The following is a 15,522-nucleotide window of genomic DNA, read 5'->3' as shown; positions in this document are numbered from 1 at the left end:
GTTCGACACCTTCTTTTGTTCATTAATTGAATGTTATCCTTTTGTTCCTCCTGAAGTTAAACCTGAAATTAAGTAACGTTGCAGGGATAAAAAGACAATACTAATTGGAATAGCTATTAATACAGCACCTGCTGCGAATTTTGTAAATTCTGCACCAAAATTATTGGCAATCATGTTATATAATCCTACAGCCAATGTAAAATTCGATTCACTACGTAAGATTACACGAGCCAAAATGAAGTCAGTAAATGGCGTAATAAATGCGAATAACGCGATGACAGCTAAGATCGGCTTAACTAAAGGCAAGATCACACTCCAGAAAATGCGGAAGTGACCGGCGCCATCAATTTTAGCTGATTCATCTAATTCTTTAGGAATCGTTTCAAAATAACCCTTCGCAAGCCACGTATTCATAGGAAGTAACCCGCCAACATAAATCAAGATGAGTGCAATATGGGTATCAATTAACCCTGTCACTACAGCTAGCACATAGATTGCAATTAAAGCTGCAAAGTTCGGAATCATCTGTAGGATCAAAAATGTCATTAATCCATATTTACGACCAAGGAAACGATACCTTGAAAAAGAGTAGGCCATCAAAGCAACCATCGTGACCGTGATTAACATTGTGATCAAGCAAATCTTAAGCGTATTCCAGTACCATAATAGGTAGTAACTTTGTTCCAAATCGAATAACTCACGATAATGCTTTAATGTTGCATCCGCTGGGAACATGCTAGATCCAGACAAACTGTTACCCGGGTTAAGCGATGAACCAAAAATCCACAAAACAGGATATATGATAACCACTGCCATAAAAAAGATAATCAAATATGTGATTGTCATGCGTATAAGCGTCTGTTTTTTCATACTCATTTACATCAAATCCTCTTCTTGGAATGCGCGCGTCTTTCTAAATTGCCAAATAGCAACGGAAATTACCATAATCGATAATAACATCGTAATAGCAGCGGCCTTTCCATACTGTGATTGCTCCAATGTCAGTTTATAAATCCATGAAATCAAGATATCTGACCCGCCAGCATTTTGTCCGGATACCGCGGGGCCACCCCCGTTGAAAAGGAAAATCACATTGAAGTTATTAAAGTTAAATGTATACTGCGTAATCATAATCGGAGCTGTCGCAAACATGACAATCGGAAAAGTAATTTGTCTGAACTTCTGCCACATCGATGCTCCATCAATGACAGCCGCTTCATATAAATCATCAGGTATAGCTTGCAACACACCTGTTACCATAACGAAAATAAACGGAAATCCTAGCCACATTTGGATCATGATTAATGCAAATCTAGTCCAAAATGGATCAGTCATCCAAGGTACAGGATCAATTCCAACGAACGCAAGTATATCGACGTTAATCGCACCAAACGTGTTATTAAACATCCCAGCAAAGACTAAGATCGATACGAATGCAGGAACTGCCCACGGTAAAATAAACACGGTACGGATAATGCGTTTAAATTTTAACTCTTTCTGATTCACCAATACAGCTAAGAAAATTCCTAAAGCAACCTGTAATGTGGTTGCTAAAAACGTCCAAACAATCGTCCATGAAAATACACTTAAAAACGTATTTCTCCATAAATCTAACTGGAAAATATCAATGTAATTTTTTATACCAACCCAATCTACTAAGTTCGCAGGGGGCGAATTGTTCATATTGTAATTCGTGAATGATAATAGAATGACGAATAATATTGGGAAGATCACGACGAAAATTAATAGAAGAAATCCAGGCGTTAACATTAAATAAGGAAACCCTGAATCAATTAAATTGTGATACTGCTTTCGAACCGAGCTCCTCTCAAGTCCTAAGTCAACTCGCCTGCCATTTTTATAAGCGTCTATGAGGTTAATAACATAAATCAGGATCCCTACAGCCGTAACTAAAACAGCGATAATTCCTTGGACCATGAGGAAAATGGAATGGTCCTCCATCGGAATCGTTCCAAGTGTGAATAGTCCCCAATAACCTATATTCAATAAGTCGCTGAAGACGACAAAGAATGCGATAACTAAAACAAAAAAGAACGAACCTTTTATGTATTGTTTATTATAAAATTGTCCGAATCCAGGAATAATCGATAAGGCTAAAGCCACCTTTCGACGATTCGACTGAGGTTGATTGGTTTCCATCTGGACAACTTCCCTTCTATTTCTAACTAGTATGTATGATGGATAGCTCGTGCCAGCCTAGGCAACGCAGCTATCCACCTGTAAAAATTGCTATCCGCCCGATTCGACCTGCTCTTTGCCGGCATTCGAATCCGTTCACCCGATTCGGACCTTCCTTTGACGGCATATGAACCCGCTCACCCGATTCGGCCCGCCCTTTGCCGGCATACAAACTCGCTCGCCCGATTCGACGATTCATTTGCCCGAATCAAGCTCCTCAACCTGATAAGAAGAAACAGCACTTCACTCACATATAAGAAGAACTGCTCTTCTTTTGTCTTACTCTTGATTAGATTCAATATTTGTTTGGATCGTATCTACCGCTTCATTCAATGCATCTTCTGGTGTCATTTCATCGCGAACAATTAACTGTAACGCTGTTGCCATTGGTTCCCAAACTTGCCCCATCTCTGGAATGTTCGGCATTGGCACACCGCGTTCAGACTGAATTGCTACTGCTTCTGATACTTCATCTTCAGAAATTGCTGGGTCATCAATTAGTGATGCAACTGGAGGAATCTCTCCAACGATCTCATAACGCTCTAAAGAGTTCTCTTCATTCCCCAAATATCTCACTAATTCCGTTGCCCATTCTTGATGTTCCGAGTAACTACTTACGTTCCAAGATTTCACACCTACAAATGTTTGAGGGTATTCTCCGTTTGGAAGTGTTGGCATTGGAGCAGCACCGAAATCAATTCCTGCATCTCGTAAACCTTGAACAGCCCATGGACCATCCATAGCAGATGCAACTTCTCCGTCTTCAAATAGACCTGTCATTGTAGATCCACCTTGTTCCCCAATGATACCTTCTGGGAATAACCCTTCTGTATACCACTGTTGAATATACTCTCCACCTTCAATTGCTCCTTCATTGTTTAAACCAAGTGCAGTTGGATCCATTGTTCCATCTTGCTCTTCAAAAACATAACCGCCATGACCTGCAAGAATGGAATGCGCAAAGTAATAGTTATCAAACAATGCTAAGAAGCCATATTGATCTTCTTCTTGCATCTCTTGTGACATTTCCCATAACTCATCAAACGTTTCTGGAGCTTCATCCATTAAGTCACGGTTGAACATAAAGATTGGTGTTTCTGTTGCTTTAGGTACACCATATAACTCTCCTTCATACGTAACCGCTTCTACAGCAGAGTCAGTATAAAGGCTTATCGTTTCTTCATCTAAATCTAAAGAAGAAATAATTCCTTCATTCGCCAGCTGACCGATTTGGTCATGAGGCAAAGTTAATACATCTGGTCCAGTACCTGCTGGGCCATCTAAACGTATTTGTTCACGCTGGACAGTAGCCATCTCAAGTTCTGTTACTTCAATCTCAATTCCGTGTTCTTCTGTAAAGCGATCTAAAATATCTTCAATTCCTACTGCCTTGTCTTCATCGGCCCATAGTGTTAATGTTTCTGGTTTTTCCGCTGTAATCTCATTCGAGTCTCCGTCTGAAGAAGCTTCCTCGGAATCCTCTTCGTCCCCTTCTGTATCTTGTTCTGTTTCCTCTGTATCGTTCTCATCATCCGATTCTGAATCATCATCGCGGTCTGGTCCACAAGCCGCTAAAACCAATAAAAGTGATAAAACCAAGCCTAACAAAATTAATAAGCGCTTGTTCATGAATCAAATCCCCCTTGGAAGTTAAGTACTTTTTTAGCGCTCCTGCTTCCTGTTATGTATGAATTCTGCGTTGTCACTCTATAAAATTCACAATCTATGCAATCGTTTGCACAAATTGCAAAAAATAAAATCAAGCATACTATTCTAGCTGATTTAATTTACATTTTATAGAATGAAAGCGTTTGCACTAATGTATTTATATTAAACCATGACTGTCACATAATTGCAATACTTTTTTGAAAATTTAATTCAACCATCTACTTTTTAAAACACCCCCTTTTACCAATCGAATTGAAAACGCTGTTAGAATATGGCATGCTAATGAAAACTATTTCAGCAACAACTAGGAGGAGAAAAATGAATAAAGAAGCTATTGCTCATCGATCGACGGAACCTTTTGTTTACGCTTATGACGAAGAAACCTTGCATGTTCGACTCCAAGCTAAACGTGACGACCTACAACAAGTCTCCCTCTTTTACGGGGACCCATTTGAATATGATGACCATGGACCTGTCTTCCACGAATCAAAAATGGAAGTTAGTTATCAAGACGACCGCTTCGATTACTGGACAACGGAAATCAAACCAGTTCGAAACCGAACCCATTACTTATTTTCACTAAAAGACCATGGAACCGTCCCGCAATTTTTAGCGGAAAAAGGATTCTTATCTGAAATTCCTACAGATCTACCTCATGCCTTTTTCAAATTCCCATATTTAAATAAAGGTGATGTGTTTAAAGCTCCTAGTTGGGTAAAAAACACCGTATGGTATCAAATCTTCCCAGAGCGTTTTGCGAACGGTGATTCATCGATTAATCCCGAGATCACGGATGATTGGGGCGACGAACCAGATTACGACAACTACTTTGGGGGAGACTTTCAGGGCGTCATCGATCACCTTGATTATATTGAGAATTTAGGCGTGAATGGGATCTATTTCACACCAATCTTCAAAGCCAATACCAATCATAAATATGATACGATGGACTATATGGAAATCGATCCTCAATTTGGGGATAAAGAAACATTCAAAAAATTGATTAAAGCTTGTCATGATCGGGGAATAAAAGTAATGTTGGATGCTGTTTTTAATCATTCTGGCTTCTACTTTGAACCGTTTCAAGATGTACTTACCCATGGTGAAAATTCAAAGTATGTCGATTGGTTTCATATTCACAGTTTTCCAATTGAATATCAACCAATTCCAAACTATGAAACATTCGCCTATGAACCTAAGATGCCGAAATTAAATACGTCCAACCATGAAGTGAAGCAATATCTACTAGATGTAGCTACGTATTGGATTCGTGAATTTGATATAGATGGCTGGCGTTTAGATGTTGCCAATGAAGTAGACCATCATTTCTGGAGAGACTTTCGAAATGAAGTAAAAAACGTCAAAGAAGACGTCTATATTTTAGGAGAAATTTGGCACGATTCGCTGCCATGGCTTAGAGGGGACCAATTCGATGCAGTGATGAATTACCCACTTACCGAAGCCGCTCTCGATTTCTTTGTAAGAGATTTAAAGAATCACACGGAATTACAACATGCAGTCAATCGCTCCCTTGCTGCCTATCCGAAGAATGCAAACGAGGTAGCTTTTAATTTATTAGGAAGTCATGATACCCCGCGCATCTTAACGAGATGTGAAGGAAACGTAGATCAGGCAAAGCAATTATTTTTATACCTGTTTACGTCTATTGGATCGCCTTGTATTTATTACGGGGATGAAATTGGATTAACAGGCGGAGAAGACCCAGGTTGCCGGAAATGTATGGTTTGGGATGAATCCCAGCAAGATCACGAGATGCTAGAATTCACCAAAAAATTAATAGATTTAAGGAAAACCAACGAATGTATGCAACCAGAAGCGGGTATTACATTTATGCCTGAGTATTATTCACAAGGTGTATTAGCTTACAAGCGAGAGAGCGGCGAAAATGAGATTACGATAGTGATGAATACAACGGATGAAATCACTAAGCTACAGCTAAAAGATGGTCCAGTAAAACATGCCCTTCTGCAAGCAAACTGCACCCTTTCAGGTGACTATATCATTCTAGGAAAACAAGGTTTCATCGTTTACTAAAGGAGAGGAAACAATTGATACAATTATCTTATTCAGACGGGGAATCTGATTTATTATCCGTCGAAACCATTCAACAAATCGAAGACATTAAAACTAAAATGTACAGGAAAGAAAGCGCAGGTTCAGACTTTTTAGGTTGGCTAGACTTCCCTTCTTCGTTTGATCCGCATCTCTTGCAAGATATTCAACAAACCGCGGATACTATCAAAAAACAATCTGACGTATTAGTCGTGATTGGAATTGGCGGGTCCTACCTTGGGGCACGTGCTGTGATCGAAGCTCTACAACCCTATTTCCAGAAAGCTGGAGTCGAAGTGCTATATGCAGGGCATCAAGTTAGTGGAGCTTATTTGAAAGAATTACTAGAGTACATTGATCAAAAAGATGTTTCGATTAACGTCATTTCCAAATCAGGTACGACCACGGAACCAGCTGTCGCCTTCCGTTTTTTACAACAATACATGGAAAAACGGTACGGCGATGAAGCTTCTTCCCGCATATTTGCGACAACTGATGAAAACAAAGGCGCACTTCTAACTGTTGCCCGGGAAAAAGGCTACAAACGTTTTGTGGTACCTGATGACGTTGGCGGACGCTATTCCGTTTTCACCCCAGTAGGATTACTACCTATTGCGGTTGCGGGAATCAATATAAACAACGTTTTACACGGAGCCCAAACGGCCGAAAAAGAACTATACGAACTCGACGTTGAGTACAATCCTGCGATTCGTTATGCCCTGCTGCGGAATCACTTATACGAAGCAGGCAAAACTAACGAAATTTTCGCGAGCTTTGAACCAAAGTTGCATTATATTCAAGAATGGTGGAAGCAGCTGTTTGGTGAAAGTGAAGGGAAAGATGGAAAAGGAATTTTACCTCTGTCCGTCTCTTACACGACCGACTTACATTCACTTGGTCAATACATTCAGGACGGCAAGCGTAACTTGTTCGAGACTTTCTTAAATGTAGAAGAAGTTGACGAAGACTTAGAAATGTTCGAAGCCGATTCAGACGAAGATCAACTGAACTATCTAGCAGGACTCAGCCTACATGAATTCAACAAAAAAGCATACGAAGGAACAGCCCAAGCACACCAGGATGGGAGCGTTCCGATCATCACATTAACATTACCAAAATTAGACGACTACCACGTCGGATACCTCCTCTACTTCTACATGCTAAGCTGCGCCTACAGCGGCTACATGCTAGACGTCAACCCATTCGACCAACCAGGCGTCGAAGCCTATAAAAAGAATATATTCAAACTGTTAAAAAAACCAGGATATTAGAAAAGAAGGGGCCCGCTCCCCTTCTTTTTTTATTTTGTTAGCGTGTGCTGTTTTGCTATAGTCCGGTTATTGAATTCTATACTCCCGTTATTGCATTCTATAGTCCCATAATCGATTTCTATACTCCCATTAACCAATTTGCACCACTCACACCATATAAAAAAGCGACTGCTCACCTTGAGCAGTCGCTTTTCCCAACCTCAACCTTATAATAATATACTCAACCATATTGGTAGGGTGATTATGCTGCCAACTGTACTAAAAAATGTAACCGCTGACGAGAAGTCCGGTGCAACTTTATATTCGATCGAGAATATTGTAGTGTTCACTGCTGAGGGCATAGCTGCAAGAACAATGACCACTATAGCAAGGGTTGGATCAAGGTTAATAAATGTAAGTAAGCTGATAACGATTAAGGGAGATATCACTAACCGTAGTAGAACGATAAACGAGACTGATAGATAATCTACATTTCTAAAAGTAATCTTTGCCAATTGTAAACCTAGAATAATCATAACTAGTGGAATTGCACTATCAGATAGCATAGCAATTATATTTAATATGGGATCTGTTAAAGTAATATTTAACACTTGAGTAAGCATTCCTAATACCATTGCGATTAACATAGGCATTTTGAAAACTTTCAACAATGATTGCTTCATGGTAACAGAACTATTGGCTCCACTTGTTGCAAAATATAACCCTAACGAATTCATAAATACTGACATTACAACCATAACCATTAAAGCATAAGTCATTATATCTTCGTTAAAAACAAGTACTACTAGTGGAATACCAAAATTCCCTGCATTCATGAAAATTCCGGTCAAAAACATTGCATATTTTTTTTGGCGACTTATCTTAAACGTCATCGCATAAAGAGATATAATTACAATCATTGAAATAATCAACGTTAGAAATATAATAAAAACGGTAATGTGTTCGATTCCAATAGGGTTTTGATAAAAGGTATAAAAGACTAACAATGGATAAAGTACATTTATAGCAAGGAAAGATAAAGTCTTTAAATCCAATGCTTTAAATTTCCCAATTATAAACCCTAAAAGGAACACCATAAATATGGGCAAAATTATAAATACATAACTTATTTCATATACCCACCTTTCTTATGCCTGGCTTGACTTATAAGCTCTCCATTTATTAATTAACGGAATGATTAAAGCGATTAAAGCTAAGCTTAGAAGTACCGCACTGATTGGTCTAGTCATGAAAATACTTAGATCTCCTGAAGACATCTGTAGTGCTCTTCTAAATTCAACCTCCGCTATCGGTCCTAACACAATTCCTAAAATTATTGCGGCAATTGGAAACTTGAGTCTATCTAAGTAGTAACCAATTAAACCGAATAGAAGCATAATCCAAATATCCAATACCGAGTTTCTTACCGCATACGTCCCGATGATACAGAAAATAACGATAACTGGACCTAGTGCAGTATAAGGTAACTTCATGATCTTTGAAAATAAATTGATAAATGGTTTTGAGAAAATAATAATTAATATGTTAACAAATAGTAAAGATATAAAAATAGTATATACTAGGTCAGGAGAATTGGAGATTAGCATCGGACCAGGTTGCAATCCATGTAAAATAAATGCTCCTAAAATAACTGCTGTCGTAGCACTTCCTGGGATACCTAATGATAGAAGCGGCACCATTGCACCCATTGCAGCAGCATTGTTTGCGGACTCCGGAGCTGCAATTCCTTCAGGTATACCAGTTCCAAATTTCTCAGGATTTTTTGACCACCTAGTAGCTTCACTATAACTTAGCATAGCTGCAGTTGTAGCTCCTACACCAGGGAGAATACCAACTGAAATCCCTAACAAAATTGACCTAAACATTGTATTTTTAATTTGACGAAATATTTTCAGATCGAAAATTTTAGTAGAAATTTTTTGCATTTGCTGTTTGATAGACTGATCTTCTTTACTTTTTCTTAGTACCTCTGATATAGCAAATAGACCAATTAAGACAGGGATGAAATCAATCCCACTTAGTAAATTAACGGAATCAAATGTGAATCTCTGAGCGCCAGTTAAAGGATCCATTCCTATGGTGGCTATAAATAAACCTAAGCCAACTCCAATAAACCCTTTTATCAAGGCCCCTCCACTTAATGAAACCACTACTGTTAAACCAAGAACAGCTAATGCAAAATACTCTGGTGAAGAAAACTGTAGCGCAAAAGACGCCAATAAAGGGGTTAGTGTCATTAAAAAGAGCACCCCAACAATTCCACCTGTAGCCGAACTAAAAATCGCAATACCCAAAGCTTGTCCTGCTTTTCCTTGTTGGGTCATTGGATATCCATCTAATACTGTCGCGACTGCCTCTGGGGCTCCTGGCGTTCTAAATAAGATCGCACTAATCATACCCGAAAAGACAGAAGCTGCATAAATCGTTGTTAAAAGAATAAACGCGGATATAGTGTCCAATCCATAAGAAATTGGAAGTAAAATAATTACTAACATCGTACCACTTACACCCGGAAGTGCTCCCCCAAGAAAACCTATAAGCATGGCAGCCAATAAGATAATTAGGTGAAATGGTTCGAATAAATTTTCAAGTCCTAATAAAATGCCCTCTATCATAGTGATCCCCACTTTTAGGTTAATAGATTAATAAACTAAATGATCGAAAAAAACCAATGCCTCTTGGGAATGGAATGCTTAATAAGAAAATGAAAATTCCAAAGAATATTGTATTACCTATAAGACTAACTAACACAATATCTTTTATCTTTCTCATTCCGAGTAGCCAAACCAAGAAAATAAATAAAATAGGTGTTACAACAACAAACCCTACCACTGGCAAAAGAACTAAATAGATTGCTATAGACAACAAAATATAAAAGTGCCTATATTTAATTAACAGGCCTTCTTCTGCATCTGCGTCTTCTATCTGAGCTTCATCATCTTTTTTAACTAAAGCAATAACAAGCTGTAAAATACCCATAGCTAGCGTGAATGTAAGTATAATAATCGGCCACCCAGACGATCCAATTTGAGCATTTGCACTAGATGGAATTTGAAAAGCATGATATAAGAAAAATATCGAAAAGCCTATAGTTATGATGGACAGGGTGATATTAGCTTTCATGGTAAACCCCCTTAATTAAAAGGGAGGAAACCCTCCCTTTAATTTTTATTCACCTTCAATTTCTGAAATTATTTCTTCATAATTCTCAATGTCTTGTTCTAATTTCTCTTCAAATTCTTCTGATCCCATCCAACCGTCTCTAAGATGTAAATATGAATTTTCTTCATACTCCTGATATTCTTCCGTTTCCATCGCACGTTGTGTTGCGTCCTCTAAAATATCAATAATCTCTTGAGGCGTATCAGCAGGTGCTAAGAAATACCTTTCCACACCATCTGTTAGATCCCATCCTTTTTCAACAGTAGTCGGTACATCGTCAAAATCTTCAATACGATCTTCTGCGAAAAAGACTAATGGCTTAAATTCCTCTTCTTCAATATAAGAGATGGTAGGACCTACTTCTTCTAACATTAAATCAATATGTCCACCCAATATATCGGAGTGCATTTGTCCTGCACCCTCCATTGGGATGTAGTTCATATCCACACCAGCTTCATTCATAAAGCGTCTAGCTGTAATTTCATCAATACCCATCGTACCAACTGCTCCCATATTTAATTCTCCAGGGTTTTCTTCTGCGTATGCAATTAATTCATCAATATCTTCAAAACGATCCGATCTTACTTGAATAGCATAAGTATCACTTTGAACTCGTGCAATTGGTGTCACTTCATCAATTCCATGTTCATTCGTCCCAGCTGCTGTTGTTACAGCAAATGCTGAATCTCCAATAAGTGTATAACCATCGGCAGGTTGTTGCATCGCATTTTGCATAGCAACTACACCAGAGCCACCTTCTTGGTTAATAACATTAAAATCTGCATCAATATCATCTGCGATTAAATTCGCTACAGTTCTAACAAAGGTATCTGTTCCACCACCAGGACCATGCCCTACATACACATCAATTTGTTGTTCAGGATAATCTTCATAATCTGCTTGAGAATCTTCCCCATTACATGCACCTAAAACTAAAATCATTCCTAACAAAATAGTGCTTAACATAATTTTTGTTGATTTAGACATCGTAACATCCCCTTAATATTATTTGGTATAGTTCCCTACTGAAGAACTATTTGAAGCCATTGTAACCACCATGTTAATTGCTGCTTTAGTGGCACCAGGATCTGCTTGATTTTCTCCAGCAATATCAAATGCTGTACCGTGAGCCGGAGTAGTCAGAGTAGTAGGTAAGCCTCCACTCATAGTTACACCCTTATTAAACCCAAGTAATTTCATACCTGTTTGAGCTTGATCGTGATACATTGCTAATAAGCAATCGAATGGCTCTTTTTCTAGCCTTAAAAATAATGTATCTGCCGGATATGGACCTGAAACATTTATTCCTTCTTCCTGTGCAGTAGCAATAGCTGGTGAAATGACATCAATTTCTTCAGTTCCCATCATTCCTCCATCACCTGCATGAGGATTTAAAGCCGAAACAACAATCTTCGGATTCGTAATACCAGCTTCCGTGAGAGTTTTATTCGCAAATTTAATTCGTTGAATAAGTTTTTCCTTCGTTATGTTATCGCTTACATTTTTTAGCGGAATATGAGAAGTCGCCCTTGTAACCCACAAATCACCCATCACATTAATTTCACTAAAACCTTCTTTACAATCTAATAAATCAGCAAAGAAGTGTAATTCATCTTGAAAGTGAAAACCACCAACATGCAATGCTTCTTTATTCAACGGACCATACATCACCCCGTCAACGACCTTGTTTTTAGCTAATCCCAAAATATATTTCAATGTCTCACCTGTCACCCTACCAGAAATTTCTGATAACTGACCTAAATGAAAATCCTTTGGGCTAAGATTTTGAAGGTCAATAAAATAAACTGTACCAGAATTTAATTGTGCCTCTTCTGCATCCTTTATTATTTCTACACCTAAATCTTCACCGGCGATCTCTTGTCCTTGTTGAAGAATTCGGTAATCCCCAACCATTAACCATGTAGCCTGATTTCTTACTTCAGGATCCACTAAAGATTTTACGACTATTTCCGGGCCAATACCCGTGGCATCACCTAAAGTGACGCCAATAAGTAAGTCTTTCATATGCCTCTCTCCTTCTTATTTTCTAAATGTTTCGCTATATTTTGCCGCAAGTTTTATACATTCTTCCATACTTACACTGCTCGCGATTCCTTTACCAGCAATATCAAAAGCAGTTCCGTGATCAACTGATGTTCGTAAAAATGGTAGTCCATTCGTAATGGATACTGTCTTCTCAAAATCGGTCATCTTAGCAGCAATATGCCCTTGATCATGATAAAGAGAGAGTACTGCTGCATACTTGCCATTTAATGCATGGTGAAAGACCGAGTCTGCCGGGACAGGTCCAACTGCATCGACGCCACTTTCTTTTGCAGATTCTATTCCAGGAATAATTCCTTCTGCTTCCTCATTACCAAATAGTCCATTCTCACTTGCATGAGGGTTTAGCCCTGCTACAGCAATTGTTCTATCAGCTTTCGAAACCCCTAGCTTATCTAAAGCTTCATCACATCGAACAAGGTAGTTATGCACTCGTTCTGGATTTATTTGATCAATTGCTTGTTTTAAGGACACATGTCTAGTTAAAAAGAAAATACGCATACTTCTAACTTCAAACATGGTTAAAGGATCTTGCGTATCTGTTAATCCTTCTAACATTTCCGTATGTCCAATGTAAGGAACTTCAGCCGCTTGAAGTGATTCTTTATTGATTGGTGTAGTAGCTATTGCACCTACTTGGTTTTCCATTGCCAAATTAATAGCAGTTTCAATATATTCAAAGGCTGCTTTTCCAGAACTAGCACTAACCTCACCAATTTGTAACTTACTACTATCTACATTATCTAGTGAAATGCAGTCGATTGTTCCCTGTTGATAGAGTCCTTTTTCTGGTGACTCTATTGAGTTAATCTCTAAATCTACATTAGAAAACTCCATAGCATTCTTTAACGTGGATTTATCTCCAATTACTAATGGTTTACATACATCGTAAATTTCTTGTTTCTCTAATGATTTCACTGTAATTTCTGGACCGATTCCTGCTGGGTCCCCTAAAGGGATCGCAATAATTTGTTTGCTCATTTAATTCAAGCTCCTTTGGTTTGTAAAATTTTCTAAGTATCGGATACATACATCAATGGAATGAGGCTCTCCAACCATTCCACCCTTAGTAATAACATTGATTTTTTCATAGTTGGGATTCCCAAATAGTTCTCCATGCGCAACTAACGGAATAACCTCATCTATTAACTTAATCCCTTTTGAGTTTGTTACTTCACAAAAGGAAGCAGTTATGTCCCCTCCACTAAAAAAGCAATTGAAGTCGTATGAATTTTTATCAATTACATTTTTGGTGATGGTTGCTAACCCGTTTGATAATTGTTTTGCTAGTTTGTCACTACCCACATTTTCTTCTTGTCCCTTTGCTTTTAAATCAACGAGATTAAAGTCGGGATGATTCGTTGTTACAACTATAATTTTGTTTTCTATTAATAAATTACTAATTGATTCAGTAGCTCGATCCACTTCGTATTGCCAACTAGATGTGAATGATGCTAATTTTTCAGGTTGTACATATATTACCTCTACATCACTCTGCTGTGCTAAATGTTCCACTTGTGATTCTGAAATCTTTGTAGCACTACCTATTGTTGCGACTATTCTGTGGTTTTCATTTGAACTTTCTGATGAATGTAACATCTTTTGTTTAATGTAGTGTTTTGTTAAAGGGCCCGGATCAGCTGGAATAAACCAGTGTTTCCTCTTCTCCATAGCTTCTGCAACAATTTCAATATGTTGATCAGTTAAAGCATCACAAACTATAATATTTGCTTGGTTAGCCACATGAGATTTTAAGGTTTCAGTAACAGCATCCACACCCTTCAAAATGACATCCATTTCAATAGTTAGTACTTTTAAATCTACTTGATCTTGAATAATAGTTTGAACATGTGAGCTAGTAATTGGCTTTAAAGGGTCTTTTGCTACATCGGTTTCAATTAGTAATTGATCACCTACTATTAAATATCCACCTAAAACTTTTCGATTAGAAGAAGGGTAGGAGGGCATCATAACTACCGTCGGCTCATAGTTTCTTGCCTTCAATAGTGCTTCCAATTCATAACCGATATTTCCTCGAAGGGTACTATCAATTCTCTTGCAAATAACATCTGCACCCCAACCCTCAAGTTTTTGAAGTGTTTGGTCGATAATTTTTCTAGAATCATCAGGAGTAACATACCTACTATCGGTATCTACACAAACTGCAACATTTCCCTGATCGGAAGGTAATTCACCATTGTTCACTACAGTTTTAGCAGTTAACCCAAGTTGGATTAAATTAACACCTGTTGCATTTGCCCCAGTAAAATCATCAGATATCACGCCTACTTTCAATCTTCATCACCCCCCTAACACGATTCTTATTTTCTCTTCATACTTAAGCTTTAATTCTTTTGGAATGCTTTCATTTGTAATAACACCGCTTACATGACTTAAATCACAAACAGTTGCAAACGACTTTTTATTAAACTTACTTGAATCCGCTAGCAACCATTGTTCATTTGAATAATCTATCATAAGGTTTTTTAGCGAAGCCTTTTCAACTGCAGGAGCAGTAAGACCATTTTCGTAATTGATTCCATGAGCACCTATAAAAGCTATATCAACATTAAGGTTCTGTAAGATCTTCTCTGCTAGAGTTCCAAACAGTGCTCCGATTTCATTTTGCATTTCTCCACCAATTACTATTACTTTCACTTCACTATCAATTAATTCGTTAGCGATCTTAACGTCATTTGTTACTACAGTAAGGTCTTTGCGATACTTTATTAGTTTTGCTAGTTCTAAAGTGGTGGTACCTGAATCCAAAATGATAGTAGAGTATTCTGGAATATTTGTACTTGCCTTTAGAGCTATCGCCTGTTTTTCTTTTAAATTTCTACCCTCTTTTGATGAGTACGGTACTTCTAATGTCATAGATTGTGTGGAAATTGCTCCACCATGTGTGCGAATTACCTTTTCTTCTTTTTCTAACTCTTTTAAATCCCTTCGAATAGTCATCGAAGATACATTCAATTCATTAGATATTTCTACTATGTCCACATTTCCGTTTTCTTTAATTTTTTGCTGGATCCATTGCCTGCGTGCTAAAGGTAACATTTTTATCACCGTTTCTGTTTGATAT

Annotated in this window: 13 protein-coding genes; 2 read left to right on the top strand and 11 right to left on the bottom strand. The window is 38.0% G+C overall.

Annotated elements, in window-relative coordinates:
- Positions 1–33 precede the first annotated feature (33 nt).
- The 3 genes from G532_RS0113655 to G532_RS0113645 form a co-directional block, all read right to left on the bottom strand.
- A complete protein-coding gene (locus tag G532_RS0113655) occupies positions 34–876 on the bottom strand; it encodes a sugar ABC transporter permease (RefSeq protein ID WP_027965300.1) in 843 nt (280 codons plus the stop codon).
- The gene (locus G532_RS0113650) at positions 877–2,160 is read right to left on the bottom strand and encodes a carbohydrate ABC transporter permease (protein ID WP_027965299.1); all 1,284 of its coding nucleotides are present in this window, start codon (positions 2,158–2,160) and stop codon (positions 877–879) included.
- Between the two features lie 318 nt (positions 2,161–2,478).
- Positions 2,479–3,828 carry an extracellular solute-binding protein gene (locus G532_RS0113645; protein WP_027965298.1) on the bottom strand — a complete coding sequence of 450 codons (1,350 nt, stop codon included), beginning with the start codon at positions 3,826–3,828 and terminating at the stop codon, positions 2,479–2,481.
- 357 nt (positions 3,829–4,185) lie between these two features.
- Here G532_RS0113645 and G532_RS15430 point away from each other — a divergent pair, with 357 nt between their 5' ends.
- Both G532_RS15430 and G532_RS15425 read left to right on the top strand, forming a co-directional pair.
- A complete protein-coding gene (locus G532_RS15430; protein WP_051189190.1) occupies positions 4,186–5,922 on the top strand; it encodes a glycoside hydrolase family 13 protein in 1,737 nt (578 codons plus the stop codon).
- 14 nt (positions 5,923–5,936) lie between these two features.
- Positions 5,937–7,211, top strand: a complete 1,275-nt coding sequence (locus G532_RS15425; protein ID WP_035513141.1) for a glucose-6-phosphate isomerase — start codon at positions 5,937–5,939, stop codon at positions 7,209–7,211.
- Positions 7,212–7,417: 206 nt separating this feature from the next.
- Here the strand turns inward: G532_RS15425 and G532_RS0113630 are convergent, their stop codons facing one another.
- From G532_RS0113630 to G532_RS0113595, 8 genes are read right to left on the bottom strand one after another with little or no spacing between them, the layout of a single operon-like run.
- The gene (locus tag G532_RS0113630; protein WP_027965297.1) at positions 7,418–8,299 is read right to left on the bottom strand and encodes an AEC family transporter; all 882 of its coding nucleotides are present in this window, start codon (positions 8,297–8,299) and stop codon (positions 7,418–7,420) included.
- A 39-nt stretch (positions 8,300–8,338) separates the two neighbouring features.
- Positions 8,339–9,826 carry a tripartite tricarboxylate transporter permease gene (locus G532_RS0113625; RefSeq protein ID WP_027965296.1) on the bottom strand — a complete coding sequence of 496 codons (1,488 nt, stop codon included), beginning with the start codon at positions 9,824–9,826 and terminating at the stop codon, positions 8,339–8,341.
- A 19-nt stretch (positions 9,827–9,845) separates the two neighbouring features.
- On the bottom strand, positions 9,846–10,334 hold the full coding sequence (locus tag G532_RS0113620; protein WP_027965295.1) for a tripartite tricarboxylate transporter TctB family protein: 489 nt from the start codon (positions 10,332–10,334) through the stop codon (positions 9,846–9,848).
- A 45-nt stretch (positions 10,335–10,379) separates the two neighbouring features.
- Complete coding sequence (locus tag G532_RS0113615; protein WP_027965294.1) at positions 10,380–11,360, bottom strand: Bug family tripartite tricarboxylate transporter substrate binding protein; 981 nt, start codon at positions 11,358–11,360, stop codon at positions 10,380–10,382.
- Positions 11,361–11,378: 18 nt separating this feature from the next.
- Entirely contained in the window at positions 11,379–12,398 is a 1,020-nt protein-coding gene (locus G532_RS0113610; RefSeq protein WP_027965293.1) for a 4-hydroxythreonine-4-phosphate dehydrogenase PdxA, read from the bottom strand.
- Positions 12,399–12,413: 15 nt separating this feature from the next.
- The gene (pdxA, locus tag G532_RS0113605) at positions 12,414–13,418 is read right to left on the bottom strand and encodes a 4-hydroxythreonine-4-phosphate dehydrogenase PdxA (protein ID WP_027965292.1); all 1,005 of its coding nucleotides are present in this window, start codon (positions 13,416–13,418) and stop codon (positions 12,414–12,416) included.
- The gene (locus tag G532_RS0113600) at positions 13,419–14,732 is read right to left on the bottom strand and encodes a four-carbon acid sugar kinase family protein (RefSeq protein ID WP_027965291.1); all 1,314 of its coding nucleotides are present in this window, start codon (positions 14,730–14,732) and stop codon (positions 13,419–13,421) included.
- A 6-nt stretch (positions 14,733–14,738) separates the two neighbouring features.
- Positions 14,739–15,497: a DeoR/GlpR family DNA-binding transcription regulator gene (locus G532_RS0113595; RefSeq protein ID WP_027965290.1), complete on the bottom strand. Its 759-nt coding sequence runs from the start codon at positions 15,495–15,497 to the stop codon at positions 14,739–14,741.
- Positions 15,498–15,522: the final 25 nt, after the last annotated feature.

Source organism: Halalkalibacillus halophilus DSM 18494 (assembly GCF_000423105.1).
In the GTDB taxonomy this organism is placed as follows: Bacteria; Bacillota; Bacilli; order Bacillales; family Alkalibacillaceae; genus Halalkalibacillus; species Halalkalibacillus halophilus.
The sequence above is the reverse complement of the archived record's forward strand: the minus strand, read 5'-3'. Positions and strand labels throughout refer to the sequence as shown.

Excerpts from the sequence above, each read along its gene's own strand:
- G532_RS0113650 (WP_027965299.1), bottom strand. The coding sequence starts at position 2,160 with ATGGAAACCAATCAACCTCAGTCGAATCGTCGAAAGGTGGCTTTAGCC.
- G532_RS0113620 (WP_027965295.1), bottom strand. The coding sequence starts at position 10,334 with ATGAAAGCTAATATCACCCTGTCCATCATAACTATAGGCTTTTCGATA.
- G532_RS0113595 (WP_027965290.1), bottom strand. The coding sequence starts at position 15,497 with ATGTTACCTTTAGCACGCAGGCAATGGATCCAGCAAAAAATTAAAGAA.
- pdxA (WP_027965292.1), bottom strand. The coding sequence starts at position 13,418 with ATGAGCAAACAAATTATTGCGATCCCTTTAGGGGACCCAGCAGGAATC.
- G532_RS0113645 (WP_027965298.1), bottom strand. The coding sequence starts at position 3,828 with ATGAACAAGCGCTTATTAATTTTGTTAGGCTTGGTTTTATCACTTTTA.
- G532_RS0113610 (WP_027965293.1), bottom strand. The coding sequence starts at position 12,398 with ATGAAAGACTTACTTATTGGCGTCACTTTAGGTGATGCCACGGGTATT.
- G532_RS0113625 (WP_027965296.1), bottom strand. The coding sequence starts at position 9,826 with ATGATAGAGGGCATTTTATTAGGACTTGAAAATTTATTCGAACCATTT.
- G532_RS0113655 (WP_027965300.1), bottom strand. The coding sequence starts at position 876 with ATGAGTATGAAAAAACAGACGCTTATACGCATGACAATCACATATTTG.
- G532_RS0113615 (WP_027965294.1), bottom strand. The coding sequence starts at position 11,360 with ATGTCTAAATCAACAAAAATTATGTTAAGCACTATTTTGTTAGGAATG.
- G532_RS15430 (WP_051189190.1), top strand. The coding sequence starts at position 4,186 with ATGAATAAAGAAGCTATTGCTCATCGATCGACGGAACCTTTTGTTTAC.